This window comes from Methylocella sp., from assembly GCF_041905455.1.
Taxonomy (GTDB): Bacteria; Pseudomonadota; Alphaproteobacteria; order Rhizobiales; family Beijerinckiaceae; genus Methylocapsa.
Genome location: NZ_JAYRLA010000007.1, coordinates 60,197 through 73,624, shown reverse-complemented (window position 1 = coordinate 73,624; position 13,428 = coordinate 60,197). Strand labels below are relative to the sequence as shown.

The 13,428-nt window shown below is 72.1% G+C and carries 13 protein-coding genes; 4 read left to right on the top strand and 9 right to left on the bottom strand.

The window, feature by feature from the left end; all coding sequences use genetic code 11:
* The first annotated feature begins 89 nt into the window (after positions 1 to 89).
* The gene (gene cobO, locus ACE3OG_RS07815; protein WP_374307348.1) at positions 90 to 701 is read left to right on the top strand and encodes a cob(I)yrinic acid a,c-diamide adenosyltransferase; all 612 of its coding nucleotides are present in this window, start codon (positions 90 to 92) and stop codon (positions 699 to 701) included.
* 14 nt (positions 702 to 715) lie between these two features.
* Positions 716 to 2,161 carry a cobyric acid synthase gene (locus ACE3OG_RS07810; protein ID WP_374307539.1) on the top strand — a complete coding sequence of 482 codons (1,446 nt, stop codon included), beginning with the start codon at positions 716 to 718 and terminating at the stop codon, positions 2,159 to 2,161.
* Here the strand turns inward: ACE3OG_RS07810 and cbiB are convergent.
* On the bottom strand, positions 2,142 to 3,119 hold the full coding sequence (gene cbiB / locus ACE3OG_RS07805; protein ID WP_374307345.1) for an adenosylcobinamide-phosphate synthase CbiB: 978 nt from the start codon (positions 3,117 to 3,119) through the stop codon (positions 2,142 to 2,144). The genes ACE3OG_RS07810 and cbiB overlap by 20 nt on opposite strands.
* On the opposite strand from cbiB, the gene cobD reads away from it, so the two are divergent.
* Positions 3,118 to 4,152 (top strand): threonine-phosphate decarboxylase CobD, encoded by a 1,035-nt coding sequence (cobD, locus tag ACE3OG_RS07800; protein WP_374307343.1) that lies wholly within the window; start codon positions 3,118 to 3,120, stop codon positions 4,150 to 4,152. The two genes, cbiB and cobD, sit on opposite strands and share 2 nt — an antisense overlap.
* Here the strand turns inward: cobD and ACE3OG_RS07795 are convergent.
* The 8 genes from ACE3OG_RS07795 to rplU all read right to left on the bottom strand — a co-directional run bounded on the left by ACE3OG_RS07795 (position 4,149) and on the right by rplU (position 10,850).
* Positions 4,149 to 4,748, bottom strand: coding sequence for a cupin domain-containing protein (locus tag ACE3OG_RS07795; protein WP_374307341.1), 600 nt, complete (start codon positions 4,746 to 4,748; stop codon positions 4,149 to 4,151). The two genes, cobD and ACE3OG_RS07795, sit on opposite strands and share 4 nt — an antisense overlap.
* A 54-nt stretch (positions 4,749 to 4,802) precedes the next feature.
* Positions 4,803 to 5,468: a nicotinate-nucleotide adenylyltransferase gene (locus ACE3OG_RS07790; RefSeq protein WP_374307339.1), complete on the bottom strand. Its 666-nt coding sequence runs from the start codon at positions 5,466 to 5,468 to the stop codon at positions 4,803 to 4,805.
* Positions 5,465 to 6,754: a glutamate-5-semialdehyde dehydrogenase gene (locus tag ACE3OG_RS07785; protein WP_374307337.1), complete on the bottom strand. Its 1,290-nt coding sequence runs from the start codon at positions 6,752 to 6,754 to the stop codon at positions 5,465 to 5,467. Before ACE3OG_RS07785 ends, ACE3OG_RS07790 begins: the two co-directional genes overlap by 4 nt.
* A gap of 101 nt (positions 6,755 to 6,855) precedes the next feature.
* Entirely contained in the window at positions 6,856 to 8,022 is a 1,167-nt protein-coding gene (gene proB / locus ACE3OG_RS07780; protein ID WP_374307335.1) for a glutamate 5-kinase, read from the bottom strand.
* A gap of 19 nt (positions 8,023 to 8,041) precedes the next feature.
* Positions 8,042 to 9,076, bottom strand: coding sequence for a GTPase ObgE (gene obgE / locus ACE3OG_RS07775; RefSeq protein ID WP_374307333.1), 1,035 nt, complete (start codon positions 9,074 to 9,076; stop codon positions 8,042 to 8,044).
* A 191-nt stretch (positions 9,077 to 9,267) separates the two neighbouring features.
* On the bottom strand, positions 9,268 to 9,927 hold the full coding sequence (locus ACE3OG_RS07770; RefSeq protein WP_374307331.1) for a GNAT family N-acetyltransferase: 660 nt from the start codon (positions 9,925 to 9,927) through the stop codon (positions 9,268 to 9,270).
* Positions 9,928 to 10,089: 162 nt separating this feature from the next.
* Positions 10,090 to 10,362, bottom strand: coding sequence for a 50S ribosomal protein L27 (rpmA, locus tag ACE3OG_RS07765; protein WP_374307329.1), 273 nt, complete (start codon positions 10,360 to 10,362; stop codon positions 10,090 to 10,092).
* A gap of 173 nt (positions 10,363 to 10,535) precedes the next feature.
* Positions 10,536 to 10,850 (bottom strand): 50S ribosomal protein L21, encoded by a 315-nt coding sequence (gene rplU / locus ACE3OG_RS07760; RefSeq protein WP_374307327.1) that lies wholly within the window; start codon positions 10,848 to 10,850, stop codon positions 10,536 to 10,538.
* Positions 10,851 to 11,372: 522 nt separating this feature from the next.
* Here rplU and ACE3OG_RS07755 point away from each other — a divergent pair.
* Positions 11,373 to 13,373 carry a M23 family metallopeptidase gene (locus tag ACE3OG_RS07755; protein ID WP_374307325.1) on the top strand — a complete coding sequence of 667 codons (2,001 nt, stop codon included), beginning with the start codon at positions 11,373 to 11,375 and terminating at the stop codon, positions 13,371 to 13,373.
* Positions 13,374 to 13,428: the final 55 nt, after the last annotated feature.

Here is a 13,428-nt window from a genome sequence, read left to right as displayed (position 1 = left end):
CGCACCGGTTCCGTTCCCCAGACTAACCCTCTAGAAGCAGGGAAGCGCGATCACATTTGCGGGCGCGCAGCCGTCCGCGGGAGGCAGCCATGACCGTGACGCAGGACGCCGAGCGCCATCGCGCCAAGATGGCGACGCGCAAGGAGGCGCAGGCGCGCAAGCTCGCCGGCAAGACCGTCGAGGGCAAGGGCCTGCTGATGGTCCACACCGGAACGGGCAAGGGCAAGTCCAGCGCCGCCTTCGGGCTCCTCCTGCGCGCGCTCGGCCACGGCTGGCGCTGCGCCGTCGTGCAGTTCGGCAAGGGCCAGTGGGAGAGCGGCGAGCGGGCGGCGCTGCGGCGCTTTTCGGACCTCTGCGAACTTCACGCGCTGGGGCAGGGCTTCACCTGGGAGACGCAGGACCGCGCCCGCGACGTCGCGGCGGCGGAGGCCGCCTTCGCCAAGGCGCGCGAGCTGATGGAGGCGCCCGACCTCAAGCTCCTCGTGCTCGACGAGCTCAACATCGCGCTGCGCTACGACCACCTGCCGCTCGAACGCGTGCTGGACGCCCTGCGCGGGCGGCGCGAGGACCTCACCGTCGTCGTCACCGGCCGCAACGCCAAGCCCGAGCTGATCGAGGCGGCCGACCTCGTGACCGAGATGACCCTCGTCAAGCATCATTTCGCCGCCGGAGTCAGGGCGCAGCCGGGCATCGAGTTTTGAGAGCCAGGGCCCTGATGTTTCAGGGCACGGGCTCGGACGTCGGCAAGAGCCTGATCGTCGCGGGCCTGTGCCGCGCCTACAGGCGGCGCGGCCTTCGCGTCGCGCCGTTCAAGCCGCAGAACATGTCGAACAACGCCGCGGCGACGCCGGACGGCGGCGAGATCGGCCGGGCGCAGGCGCTGCAGGCGCTGGCCTGCGGCCTGCCGCCCGACGTCGACATGAACCCCGTCCTGCTCAAGCCGCAGGCGGGAAACGGCGCGCAGGTCGTCGCGCAGGGCCGCGTCCTCGCCACGGCCTCGGCGCGCGACTATCAGGCGCTGAAGCCGAAGCTTCTCGGCCTGACGCTCGAAAGCTTCGCCCGGCTGCGCGCGAAGGCCGACCTCGTGCTGGTCGAGGGGGCGGGCTCGGCGGCCGAGGTCAACCTGCGCCGCGACGACATCGCCAACATGGGTTTTTCACAGGCCGCGGACGTTCCGGTCGTCCTCGTCGGCGACATCGACCGCGGCGGCGTCATCGCCCAGATCGTCGGGACCAGGGCGGTGCTCGACGAAGCCGACGCGGCGCGGATCAAGGGCTTCATCGTCAACCGTTTTCGCGGCGACCCGAGCCTGTTTGAGGAGGGGATGAAGCTCACCGAGGCGCGCTCGGGCTGGCCGGCGCTGGGCCTCGTGCCGCATTGCCCGGCCGCCGCCGCGCTGCCGGCCGAAGATTCTTTCGGGCTTGGAGCGGCGAGCCAAAAATCGGGGGGAAAAATCCTCGTCGCCGTCCCGCTGCTGCCGGGAATCTCCAACTTCGACGACCTCGATCCGCTGCGCCTTGAGCCCGACCTCGAGGTCGGGCTGGTCAGGCCGGGCGAGGTCATCCCCGCCGCGGCGCGGCTCGTGCTGCTGCCGGGCTCGAAGACCACGCTCGCCGACCTTTCCGCCTTTCGCGCGCAGGGGTGGGACGTCGATCTCTTCGCCCATCTGCGCCGCGGCGGCGAGGTTCTCGGCCTTTGCGGCGGCTATCAGATGCTCGGGCGCGTGGTGCGCGATCCCGACGGCGTCGAGGGACCGCCCGGCGAGGCGGCCGGGCTCGGGCTGCTCGACGTCGAGACCGAGCTTTGCGGCGACAAGCTGCTCTCCCCTGTCGAGGGGGAAAGCGCCGAGGACGGCGCGCCCTTCCAGGGCTATGAGATGCATGTCGGGCGAACCTTCGGCCCCGGGATCGAGCGGCCCATGCTCATCCTCGCGGGCGGGCGGCGCGACGGCGCGGTCTCGGCCGACGGGCGCGCGCGCGGCTGCTACGCGCACGGGCTGTTCGCCGCTCCCGAGCAGCGCGCGAGCCTGTTGCGCCGGCTCGGCGGCGAGGGGGCGGGGCGCTCCTATGCGCAGGCGCTCGAAGATGCGCTCGACGCGGTCGCCGCCCATCTCGAGGCCCATCTCGACCTCGACCGGCTCCTCAGCCTCGCCACAGGATGAAGGCGAGCGCGCCGAACGCGAGCGCCGCCCAGTTGACGAGGCAGGCGCGCCGATAAAGCGCGAGCGCGCGAGAAAGATCCTGCGGCGTCGCGTCGGCGCGCCCGTCGCCGATGAAATGTCCTTCGACAAGGCGCTTGCCGTAGCGGCGCGGGCCGCCGAACTTCAGCCCCAGCGCGCCGGCGAAGGCGGCCTCCGGCCAGCCGGAGTTGGGCGAGTCATGGGCGCCATGGTCGCGACGGACGATCCTCGCGCCGGCGCGCGCCTCGGCGCTGGACGTGAACGCGGCGGCGACGATGACGCACAGCGCCGCCCAGCGCGCGGGCAGGAGGTTGGCGAGGTCGTCGAGCCGCGCCGCGGCGAAGCCGAACGCCTCATGGCGCGCCGAGCGGTGGCCGACCATGCTGTCGGCGGTGTTGAGCGCCTTGTAGACGAGGCCGCCGGGCAGGCCGAAGGCGGCGATCCACAGGAGCGGCGCGACGATTCCGTCGGAGAAATTTTCGGCGAGGCTCTCGATCGCCGCGCGGCGCACGCCGGCCGCCTCCAGCGCGCTGACGTCGCGCCCGACGAGCCGCGCCACGGCCTCCCGCCCGGCCTCGATCCCGCCGCTTTCGAGCGCGGCCCCGACCGTCCGCACATGGTCGAACAGGCTCTTTTGCGCGACGAGCGTCGAGCCCGCCGCAGCCGAAAGGAGAAAGCCGAAAGGCGCCGGAGCGAGGGCTAAGACGCGCTCGACGACTGCGCCGGCGACCGCGGCCGCGGCGAGGACCAGCGCCGTCGCCGCGCAGCCCATGAGCCTGCGGCGGACGAAGGAATGGTTTTCGCGATTGAGTTTTTCGTCGAGAAAGCCGATCAGGCGGCCGATCCAGCTCACCGGATGGCCGACGGCGCGAAACAGCGCGTCGGGATAGCCGAGGATGGGTTCGAGCGCGCCGCAGGCGGCGGAAAGGGCGAGGGTCATGCTGGAGCCTCAGACCGGGGCGGGACGCGCCGACGAGCCTGCCGCCCATGGCGGCGACCTCGCCCTCGCGCGGCGCGCTTTTCCCGCCGCGTCGCAGCCTTGGCTCGACCTTTCGACCGGCGTCAACCCCTACGCCTATCCGTTCCGCGCCCCGCCGGCCGAGGCGCTGACGCGGCTGCCCGAGCCGCAGGCGCTCGCGGAGCTTGAAGCGGCCGCGCGCGCCGCCTTCGGCGCGCCGGCGTCCGTCGCGGTCGTGGCGGGGGCGGGCACGCAGGCGCTGATCTCATGGCTGCCGCGCCTCCTGCGGGCGCGGCGCGCGGCGGTCCTCGGCTTCTCCTACGCCGAGCATGCGCTCGCCTTCGCGCGGGCGGGAGCCGAGGTCGAGACGGCGGCGAGGATCGACGAGCTCGAAGATTTCGACGCGGCGGTCGTCGTCAATCCCAACAACCCCGACGGGCGCATGGTCGACCCGCAGCGGCTGGCGGCGCTCGCCGCGCGCCTCGCACGAAAGGGAGCGACGCTGATCGTCGACGAGGCCTTCGCCGATTTCGGCGGGCGCGACGCGAGCCTCGCCCCGCTCATGCCGCCGGCGGGGGCCGTCGTCCTGCGCTCCTTCGGCAAGGCCTATGGCCTGCCTGGGCTGCGGCTCGGCTTCGCGCTGTGCGGCGCGGAGCTCGCGGCGCGGCTGCGCGCGGCGCTCGGGCCGTGGCCTGTCGCCGGGCCGGCGCTCGACATCGCGCGGCAGGCTTACGGGGACGCGGACTGGCTCGCCGCGACGGGGAGGCGGCTCGCCGGCGCGGCGGCGGCGCTGGACGCCCTGCTCGCCGAAGCGGGGCTCGCGGCCGCGGGACGCGCGCCGCTGTTCCGGCTCGTCGAGGCGCGGAACGCGGAGGAAATCTTCGAGCGGCTCGCGCGGGCGGGGATATGGACGCGCCGCTTCGCGCAAAAGCCGCGCTGGCTGCGGCTAGCCATTCCCGAAGGCGAGGAGGAGCGCGTCCGGCTGCGCGAAGCGCTGCGGACCGGTCCGCTCTAGCGGCGGATGACGCCGGTGAGGCCGCCGCGCTTGACGATCTGGCGCGGCGCGACCGGCAGGCTATAGCCCCTGCGGCGGGCGATCGCGGCGAGCGCCGCGAAATAGGGCTTCTGCGCCCAGATGGGAATTCCCGCCGCGTAGTCGAGGCCGGGATAGGCGTTGAGGATGAGCGCGCGCGGCAGCAGCGGCAGGCCGTCGGCGCTGCGCTTCGCGTTTTCGGCGGCGATGAGCGATCGGGTGACGAGGAAGCGCAGGAACTGGCCGCCCGGACGGTGGCGCGCGGTGAACAGAGTCGTCTCATGATGGGCGTTGCGCACGCCGTGGGGGACGCCGGGCGGCACGATGAGGCTTTCGCCCTCGCCGAGCTCGCGCCGTTCGCCGCGCAGCCGCACGTCGAGCCTGCCGCGCTTGACGATGATTTCCTCGCAGGCGTTGGGATGGAAGTGGCGCGGCTTCCAGCCGTCGCAGGCCCCCGGCTCGAGCTCGACGTCGAATTCCGCGACGCTGAGATTCTCGGAGGCGTGGGTGAAGATATAGGTGACGCCGGCGGCGGGGCCGCGCATGCGCGCGCCGGGGGCGATGTTGGGCAGACTCATATTCGACCTGTTCGCTGACCCGTCGCGAGGGCGGCGCCTCCGCGGGACCATTATCTAGACGACTGTGGCTTTCGCGAGGTTCGCGTGAAACGTGGGCGGGGGCGCCGGCTCGCGCTTCGCGCGCAATGCGCTCGAAGCCTGCCGGCATCGGCGATGATGCAAAAAAACCGCCGACGGCGGCTTCATGAAGGGCAGGCGGATGGCCCGTCTCTCGTCGACGCGATAGGGCGCGAGGAAGGCGCCGGCGCGCGTTCCCGCCATGTTCAGGGTCGATCCCGGCCGGTCGACGACGGCGATCGGGACGAGGCGGGCGATGTCGCGCCAGCGTCGCCAGCGGTGAAAGGAGGTGAGGTTGTCGGCGCCCATGATCCAGACGAAGCGCGTTTCGGGGCAGCGGTGGCGCAGATAGGCGACGAGATCGACCGTGTAGGAGGCGCCGAGCGCGGCCTCGATCGCGCTGACATGCAGGCGCGGATGGGCGGCGAGCTTGCGCGCCGCGTCCATCCGCTCATCGAGCGGGGCGAGCTCGCGCCGGTCCTTGAGCGGATTGCCGGGGCTGACGAGCAGCCAGACGGCGTCGAGGCGCAGCCGCTTCAGCGCGACCAGCGCGGCGAGGATATGGCCCTCGTGCGGCGGGTTGAAGCTGCCGCCAAGGAGCCCGACGCGCAGTCCCCGGCCATGCGGCGGCAGCGTCCGGCGCAGCGCCGGCCCTGGCGTCACGGACGGGTCTGCCCGTCGCCAAGCACCTTGTACTTGAACGTCGTGAGCTGCTCGACGCCGACCGGCCCGCGCGCGTGCATGCGCCCCGTGGCGATGCCGATCTCGGCGCCGAATCCGAATTCGCCGCCGTCGGCGAACTGCGTCGAGGCGTTGTGCATCACGATCGCCGAATCGACCTCGTTCAGGAAGCGCGCGGCGGCCGCCGCGTTCTCCGTCACCACGCAATCGGTGTGATGGGAGCCATAGGCCTCGATATGGGCGATCGCCGCCTCCAGCCCGTCGACGAGCTTCACGCTCAGGATCGCGTCGAGATATTCGGTGCGCCAGTCTTCTTCGCCCGCAGGCTTCACGCGCGGATCGGCCGCCTGGACCGCCTCGTCGCCGCGGATCTCGCAGCCCGCCGCGACGAGGGCGTCGAGAAGCGGCCGCAGATGCGTTTGCGCGCAGGCGCGGTCGACGAGCAGGGTTTCGGCCGCTCCGCACACGCCGGTGCGGCGCATCTTGGCGTTGAGGACGATCCCCTTCGCCTTGTCGAGGTCGGCGTCGCGGTCGACATAGACATGCACAAGGCCTTCGAGATGGGCGAAGACCGGCACGCGCGCCTCGGCCTCGACGCGGGCGACGAGGCTCTTGCCGCCGCGTGGCACGATCACGTCGATCGTCCCGCCAAGGCCCGACAGCATCAGGCCGACGGCGGCGCGGTCGGTGGTCGGAACGCGCGAGATCGAGGCCTCGGGGAGGCCCGCGGCGCGCAGCCCCTCGACGAGGCAGGCGTGGATGAGCGCGCTCGAGCGCCAGCTTTCCGAGCCGCCGCGCAGGATGGCGGCGTTCCCGGCCTTGAGGCAGAGCGCGCCGGCGTCGGCGGTGACCGCCGGGCGGCTCTCGTAGATGATGCCGACGACGCCGAGCGGGACCGACACGCGCTCGATGGCGAGGCCGTTTGGCCGCTCGAAGCGGGCGAGAACGTGGCCGACCGGATCGGGCAGGGCGGCGACCTCCTCGACGCCCCGCGCCATCGCCTCGATGCGCCTGGCGTCGAGGCTCAGCCGGTCGAGGAACGAGCCGGCGACGCCGCGCGCCTGCGCCGCGGCGTAGTCCTGCGCATTGGCCTCGACGATCTCGCCCGCGCGGGCGCGGACGGCGGCGGCGGCGGCGAGGAGCGCGCGGGTCTTCGTTTCGGGCGAGGCGAGCGCCAGCGTCCGCCCGGCGGCGCGCGCGTTCCGGCCGAGCTCGCTCATCAGCGCGGCGACGTCGTCGGCGGGTTGAACCAGCTCCAGCGCGTTCATCGTCTCAGATTCCGTTCGTCTCGGGCCTATCCCGCATGCGCAAGAGACTTAGGAAAAAGCGGGCGCAGGCGCAATGCGCGCCGGACGAAAGGCGTCGCGCGTCAGCCCCGCCCTTCTCCCGCCAGCGCCATGTCGTCGCGGTGGATCAGCGCCGCGCGTTGCGGACCGCCGAGGATCGCCTCGACGTCCTGCGAGCTGCGCCCAAGGATCCGCGCCGCGTCGCCGGCGTCGAAGCCGGCGAGGCCGCGGCCGATCTCGCCGCCCTGCTCATTGCGCATGATCAAGCAATCGCCTCGCGTGAAATCGCCCTCGATCCGGGTGACGCCGGCCGGCAGCAGGCTCGCGCCGGCGAGGATCGCCCGCTCGGCGCCGGCGTCGAGATGCAGCGCGCCGCGCGGCTCGAGCGAGCCGGCGATCCATTTCTTGCGCGACGTGACCGGGCTCGAGCCGGTGAGGAACCAGGTGCAGGGGCCGCCGGCGGCGACGCGGGCGACCGGATGGTCGATCCGCCCGTCGGCGATCACCATATGGGCGCCGCCGGTCGTCGCGATCTTGCCCGCCTCGATCTTGGTGCGCATGCCGCCGCGCGACAGATGCGAGGCGGCGCCGCCGGCCATCGCCTCGATCTCGGCGGTCACCCGCGGCACGACCGGGATCAGCCGCGCGCCCGGATTGTCGGCGGGCGGGGCGTCGTAGAGGCCCGGCACGTCGGAGAGCAGGATCAGGAGGTCGGCGCTGGCCATGGTCGCGACGCGGGCGGCGAGGCGGTCGTTGTCGCCGTAGCGCAGCTCGGACGTCGCCACCGTGTCGTTCTCGTTGATGACCGGCACGGCGCGCAGGTCGAGGAGGCGGGCGATGGTCGCCCGCGCGTTGAGATAGCGCCGGCGCTGCTCGGTGTCGGCGAAGGTGACGAGGATCTGCCCGGCGGTGAGCGACGACCCCGCGAGCGTCTCGGCCCAGATGCGGGCGAGGGCGATCTGGCCGACGGCGGCGGCGGCCTGGCTGTCCTCCAGCTTCAGGGCGCCGTCGGGAAGCCCCAGAACGGTGCGCCCGAGCGCCACGGCGCCCGAGGAGACGACGAGCACGTCGGCGCCGCGCCGATGCAGCGCCGCGAGGTCCTCGACGAGCGAGGCGAGCCACTGCGCCTTCACGCATCCCTGCGCGCGGTCGACGAGCAGCGAGGAGCCGACCTTCACGACGACGCGGCGGAACCCTTCGAGCGCAGGGACGGAGGCGGGAGGCGGAGCGGAGGCGGCTGACGCGGTCATGAGCTGATTCGCAAAAAATTCACGGGGTCCAGGGCGCGTCCTGCGCCACCTGCGGCTCGTCCGCCTTCGCCGCGTCGATCCCGGCGAGCACGGCGTCGAGCGCCGCCTCGACGCCGTGGCGCGTCGCGGCCGAGAGCCTCAGCGGCGTCCGTCCGGCGGCCCGGCGCAGCCGCGCCGCCTGCTGCTTCAGCGTCTCGGCATCGACCGCGTCGATCTTAGACAGCGCCACGATCTCGGGCTTTTCGCAAAGGCCCGCGCCATAGGCCTCAAGCTCGCGGCGCACGGTCTTGTAGGCCTTGCCGGCGTGCTCGCAGTCGGCGCCGACGAGATGGAGCAGCACGCGGCAGCGCTCGACATGGCCGAGGAACCTGTCGCCGAGGCCGACGCCTTCATGCGCGCCCTCGATCAGGCCGGGGATGTCGGCGAGGACGAATTCGCGGCCGCGCGCCGCGACGACGCCGAGCTGGGGGTGCAGCGTGGTGAAGGGATAGTCGCCGATCTTCGGCCGCGCCGCGCTGACGGCGGATAGGAAGGTCGACTTGCCGGCGTTGGGCAGGCCGACGAGCCCGGCGTCGGCGATCAGCTTGAGGCGCAGCCAGAGGGTGCGCTCCTCACCCTCCTGGCCGGGGTTGACGCGGCGCGGGGCCTGGTTGGTCGCGGTCTTGAAATGGGCGTTGCCGAAGCCGCCGTTGCCGCCGCGCGCGAGGACGACGCTCTGGCCTTCCTGCGTCAGGTCGGCGACCAGCGTCTCGCCGTCCTCCTCGAAGATCTGCGTGCCGACCGGCACGTCGAGCACGGCGTCGGCGCCGCGCCCGCCGGCGCGGTTCTTGCCCATGCCGTGGCCGCCGGTCCTGGCCTTGAAATGTTGCTGGTAGCGGTAGTCGATCAGCGTGTTGAGCCCGCCGACGCAGCGCGCGACGACGTCGCCGCCGCGTCCGCCGTCGCCGCCGTCGGGGCCGCCGAACTCGATGAACTTCTCGCGCCGGAACGACAGGCAGCCGGCGCCGCCGTCGCCGGAGCGAATGTAGACCTTGGCGGCGTCGAGAAATTTCATGGCTCGCCGTGGTGAGAGCAGGGCCCGCGAGCCGCGGGCTTGCCGGACGTCGTGAGGACTGAAGGCGTCGAACCCCGTTTCAGTCCGGTCGGCTTTCGCTCTAAGGCTGGCCGCGGCGGACGGCAAGCCCGTCGCGGCCGTGGCGCCGCCGCGGGCGCCTCATGAAAAGGCGGCGCCCGCGGCGCGGCGCCTCACGCCTCGGCGGCCGGCGACGTCATGGCGACCGCATGGGCGAGCGCCAGATCCGGAGCCTGATGCGCCATCGCCGGCAGCCGCGGCGCCGTGCGCCGCGCGCTCCACGCCTTGCGCGTCAGCTGGAAGCGGTCGCACGGATGCAGCCCGCCGCGCGCGGGCAGGAAGTCGAGCCCCGAGCCGACATAGACGAAGCCGCATTTCTCGAGCACGCGGCGCGAGGCCGGATTGTTCACCCGCGCGTTGGCGCGGATGCGGTCGGCGCGGGTGAGCGCGAACAGCGCCTCGACATGGGCGCCGGCCGCCTCGGTGGCGTAGCCCTTCGCCCAGGCGGAGGGCGCGATCATGAAGCCGAGCTCGATGCCGCCGGCGGCGGAGAGCGTGGCGCTGGAGAGGCCGATCACCGGGCGGCCGTCGCCCTTCTGCGTGACGACCAGGATCATCGCCTTGCCGTCGGCGTTCTGCGCCCGCGCGCGGAAGACGAAGCGCTCCGCCTCTCCCGGCGGATAGGGATGCGGCACCTCGGCCGTCATCTGCGCCGTTTCGGCGAGGCTGGCGAAGCTCCTGACGGCGGCGGCGTCGCTCGCCCGCGGCCAGCGCAGCCACAGGCGCTTCGTTTCGAGGCGGAAGATGTCGTCGCTGGTCAGGTCGGGAAACATGACGGCTCCGGAGCAAAGTCTGAAGGAACGCCGCCTCGCGGCGTTCCGCCTTGATCCGGGCGGCTCCTCGCCCCGCGACGATGCGGGGAAGTCGAGGAGCGTGTTCAGCCTGCCGCCCGGGTTCTCTTTAAGAGCTGGGCGGAGGCTTCGAGCAGCTTCCGCCTATTCAGCAGCTTCGGCTTGCGCCGTAACGACCGATACATAGGAGCGGCCGTTGGACTTGGCGAGGAACTTGACCGCGCCGTCGACGAGAGCGAACAGCGTGTGGTCCTTGCCGACGCCGACGTTGGCGCCCGGATGAAATTTAGTGCCGCGTTGGCGCACGATTATGGCGCCGCCGCGCACGGCCTCGCCGCCGAACTTCTTCACGCCGAGACGACGGCCCTTGGAGTCGCGGCCGTTGCGGGACGAGCCGCCTGCTTTCTTATGCGCCATGAATCTGGCTCCAAATCCTGGTGGCGGGGCGTGCGCTGACGCAGGCCGCCGCGAATGTCTGAACTGCGCCCTGCGGGAACGGTCGATTTCGGCGCCATCCCAAGCAAGACCTTTGCCACTTCAACGCCGATCAGCGGTCCTGCGGGCGCGCCCGTCAAGACCCGAATGCGTCGTCAGGGCGCGGCGACGGCGGTGATCCTCACCACCGTCAGATCCTGCCGGTGGCCGCGCTTGCGCTTCGAGTTCTGGCGCCGCCGCTTCTTGAAGGCGATGACCTTGGGGCCGCGCTTCTGCTCGACGATTTCGCCCGACACGCGCGCGCCGTCGACGAAGGGCGCGCCGACAGTCGCTCCGCCCTCGCCCGAGAGCATGAGGATTTCCTCGAAGGCTACGGCCTCGCCCGGCTCGCCCGGGAGGGACATCACCGTGATGACGTCGTCGGCGGAAACGCTATATTGCTTGCCGCCGGTTTTGATGACTGCGAACATCGTTTTTCCCTGATGTGTTCGATCCGGCTCCAAGGGCGCGCCATCGTCGCGCGCCCGCGGCCGTCTTTTTGCAGTTGTCGCATCCGGTCGGGCCGTCGCCTCGTGCGAGGCCGGCGGACCCGCGCCGCTCCGGCTGGAGGCCGAGCAACGAAAAGCGCGGCCGAAGGTCAGCCGCGCTTTCGTCATCCTATAGGCGCCGCGCGCGCGGATGTCAACGCGAGCGGCGAGGCGGCGTCGACGTCCGCGCGCCCCATTTGAGCCACGTTCGCGGGGCTTTGTCAGAGTCCGTTCATCGGCCGCGATCCCGCGGCCGCCTTCCTGTCCGCGCCGCGCTTTCGCTCCCCGGCGGCGGCCCGCCATCCTTGACGCGGACGGCGCCGGCGGCTCTAACGGCCGGGGGATGGCGCGGAGGGATGCAGGCCGACAGATGACCGAACCAGCCGACCCGAACGCCGCGAGCCCCGGTCCAGCCAGAGCGACGTATTTCCGCGCGCGCGCAAGAGCGGGCCGGCGCGGATGACGATGCAGGCGCCCCTGCGCAGCCAGCCCTTCGTTCCCGGCCTCTGGCTCGGCCGCTTCCAGGGCGGCGTCGACCTCGGCTTCGAGCCGCCGATCGAGGCCGACGGGCGGCGCCACTCGGCGATCGAGCGCCGGCGCGTGTCGACGCGCTGGTTCACGGGCACGATCCTCACCGGCGTCGGCGGCGCGGCGCTGATCGGCGCGGCGATCTACGCCTCGCTCGGCGGCGACTCCTTCTTCCCCGAGCCAGCCACATTCGCGCCGCGAAAAGAGATCGCCCTCGACTACGGCGTGAACCAGCAGAAGGCCGATCGGCTTGTCAAATCGGTCGACATCGTCGCCGCGAAGCAGACGTTCCGCGCCCAGACCGCCGTCAAGGTGGGCGACAAGGAGACGCTGCGCAACCACGCCTTCACCCGCGTCGAGACGACGCTTTTGACCAGCGGCGCGGGTTTCTCCGACGAGGTGCCCGCCTTCGACGCGCTGAAGGTCCTCGCCGACGCGCGCAACCCGATCGACGTCGCGCCCGAGCCGGCGCAGGACGATGCGGAGGTCTCCTTCGCCACGCGCGACGTCGTCCCGGGAAGCCTCTCCGCGCATGCGTTGAGCGAGGAGGAGGCGCGCGCCCAGGTCGCCGAGCACGTCAAGAACAGCGCCTCCGCCGGCTCGCGCCAGATCGCCCTGCCGCCGCAGCTCCTGCTGATGCGCACGGCGCGCGCCAATCTGCCGGGCGCGCTCGCCTACGCCAACCCGGCCGAGGAGATCAAGACGACGCCCTTCTCGGCGATCGAAGTGCGCATGGTGCCGGAGAACGTCACCAATGTCGCGCGCTCGCCGCAGGCGTCCGGGTCGGCGCCGGAGGAGCGGCTCGTCGTCGTGCGCCGCGGCGAAACGCTCGAGGACGTGCTGCGCGCGGCCGGCGTCGCCAAGCCGACGATCGCCGCGCTGATCGCCGGCTTCCGCCTTCGGCCCGGCGAGTCGCCGGCGCCCGAGGGAAGGCGCGTGAAGCTGCTGTTCGCCGACCCCGACGGCTCGGGCGAGGGAAAGACGCTCGCCCGCCTCTCGGTCTATCAGGACGAGACGCTCGAGAGCGCCGTGGCCATCGACGACGCCGGCGACTATGTGCGCGTCATGGCGCCTTCCCATCCGACCGCGCGCCGCCGCGCGGCGGACGACGACGACGGCATGCGGCTTTACGATTCGCTCTACGAGACCGCGCTGAAGCAGGAGATTCCCCGCCCGATCATCGACGACCTCGTGCGCGTGTTCGCCAACGACGTCGATTTTCAGAGCGCCGTCGCTCCGGGCGACTCGTTCGAGGCCTTCTACGACGAAGGCGAGGAGGGCGAGGGGCGCGGCCAGCTTCTGTACGCGACGATCACGGCGCGCGGCGAGACCTATCGCTACTACCGCTTCCAGACGCCCGACGACGGCGTCGTCGACTTCTACGACCCCGACGGCCGCTCGACGCGGAAGTTCCTCGTGCGCACGCCGATCGCCAACGCCAAGTTCACCTCCGGCTTCGGCAACCGCTTCCATCCCATTCTCGGCTACGCGCGCCCGCACACCGGCGTCGACTGGGCGGCGCCGATCGGCACGCCCATCGTCGCCGCCGGCAACGGGACGATCATCAGCGCCGGCTGGGATTCGGGCTACGGGCGGCGCATCGAGATCGAGCACGCCAACGGCTATGTGACGACCTACAACCACATGTCCGGCTTCGCCCGCGGCGCGGTCACCGGCGCGCGCGTGCGCCAGGGGCAGGTGATCGGCTATCTCGGCCAGACTGGCCTTGCGACCGGGCCGCACCTTCATTACGAGGTGCTGGTCAACGGCCATTTCGTCGACCCGATGAAGGTCAAGCTCGCCCGCACGCGCGAGTTCGACGGACGCATGCTCGCCAATTTCCGCCGCGAGCGCGACCGCATCGACGCGCTGCTGACGCAGGCGCCGGCCGCCGAGCGGGCGAGCGACCGGGTGGTCGCCGAAGGCAAACGTCCGTAAGCCGCTTCAGCGGACGTCCGCGGCTTCCGCCGCGGGCGCTCCGCTCCGCGCGCGA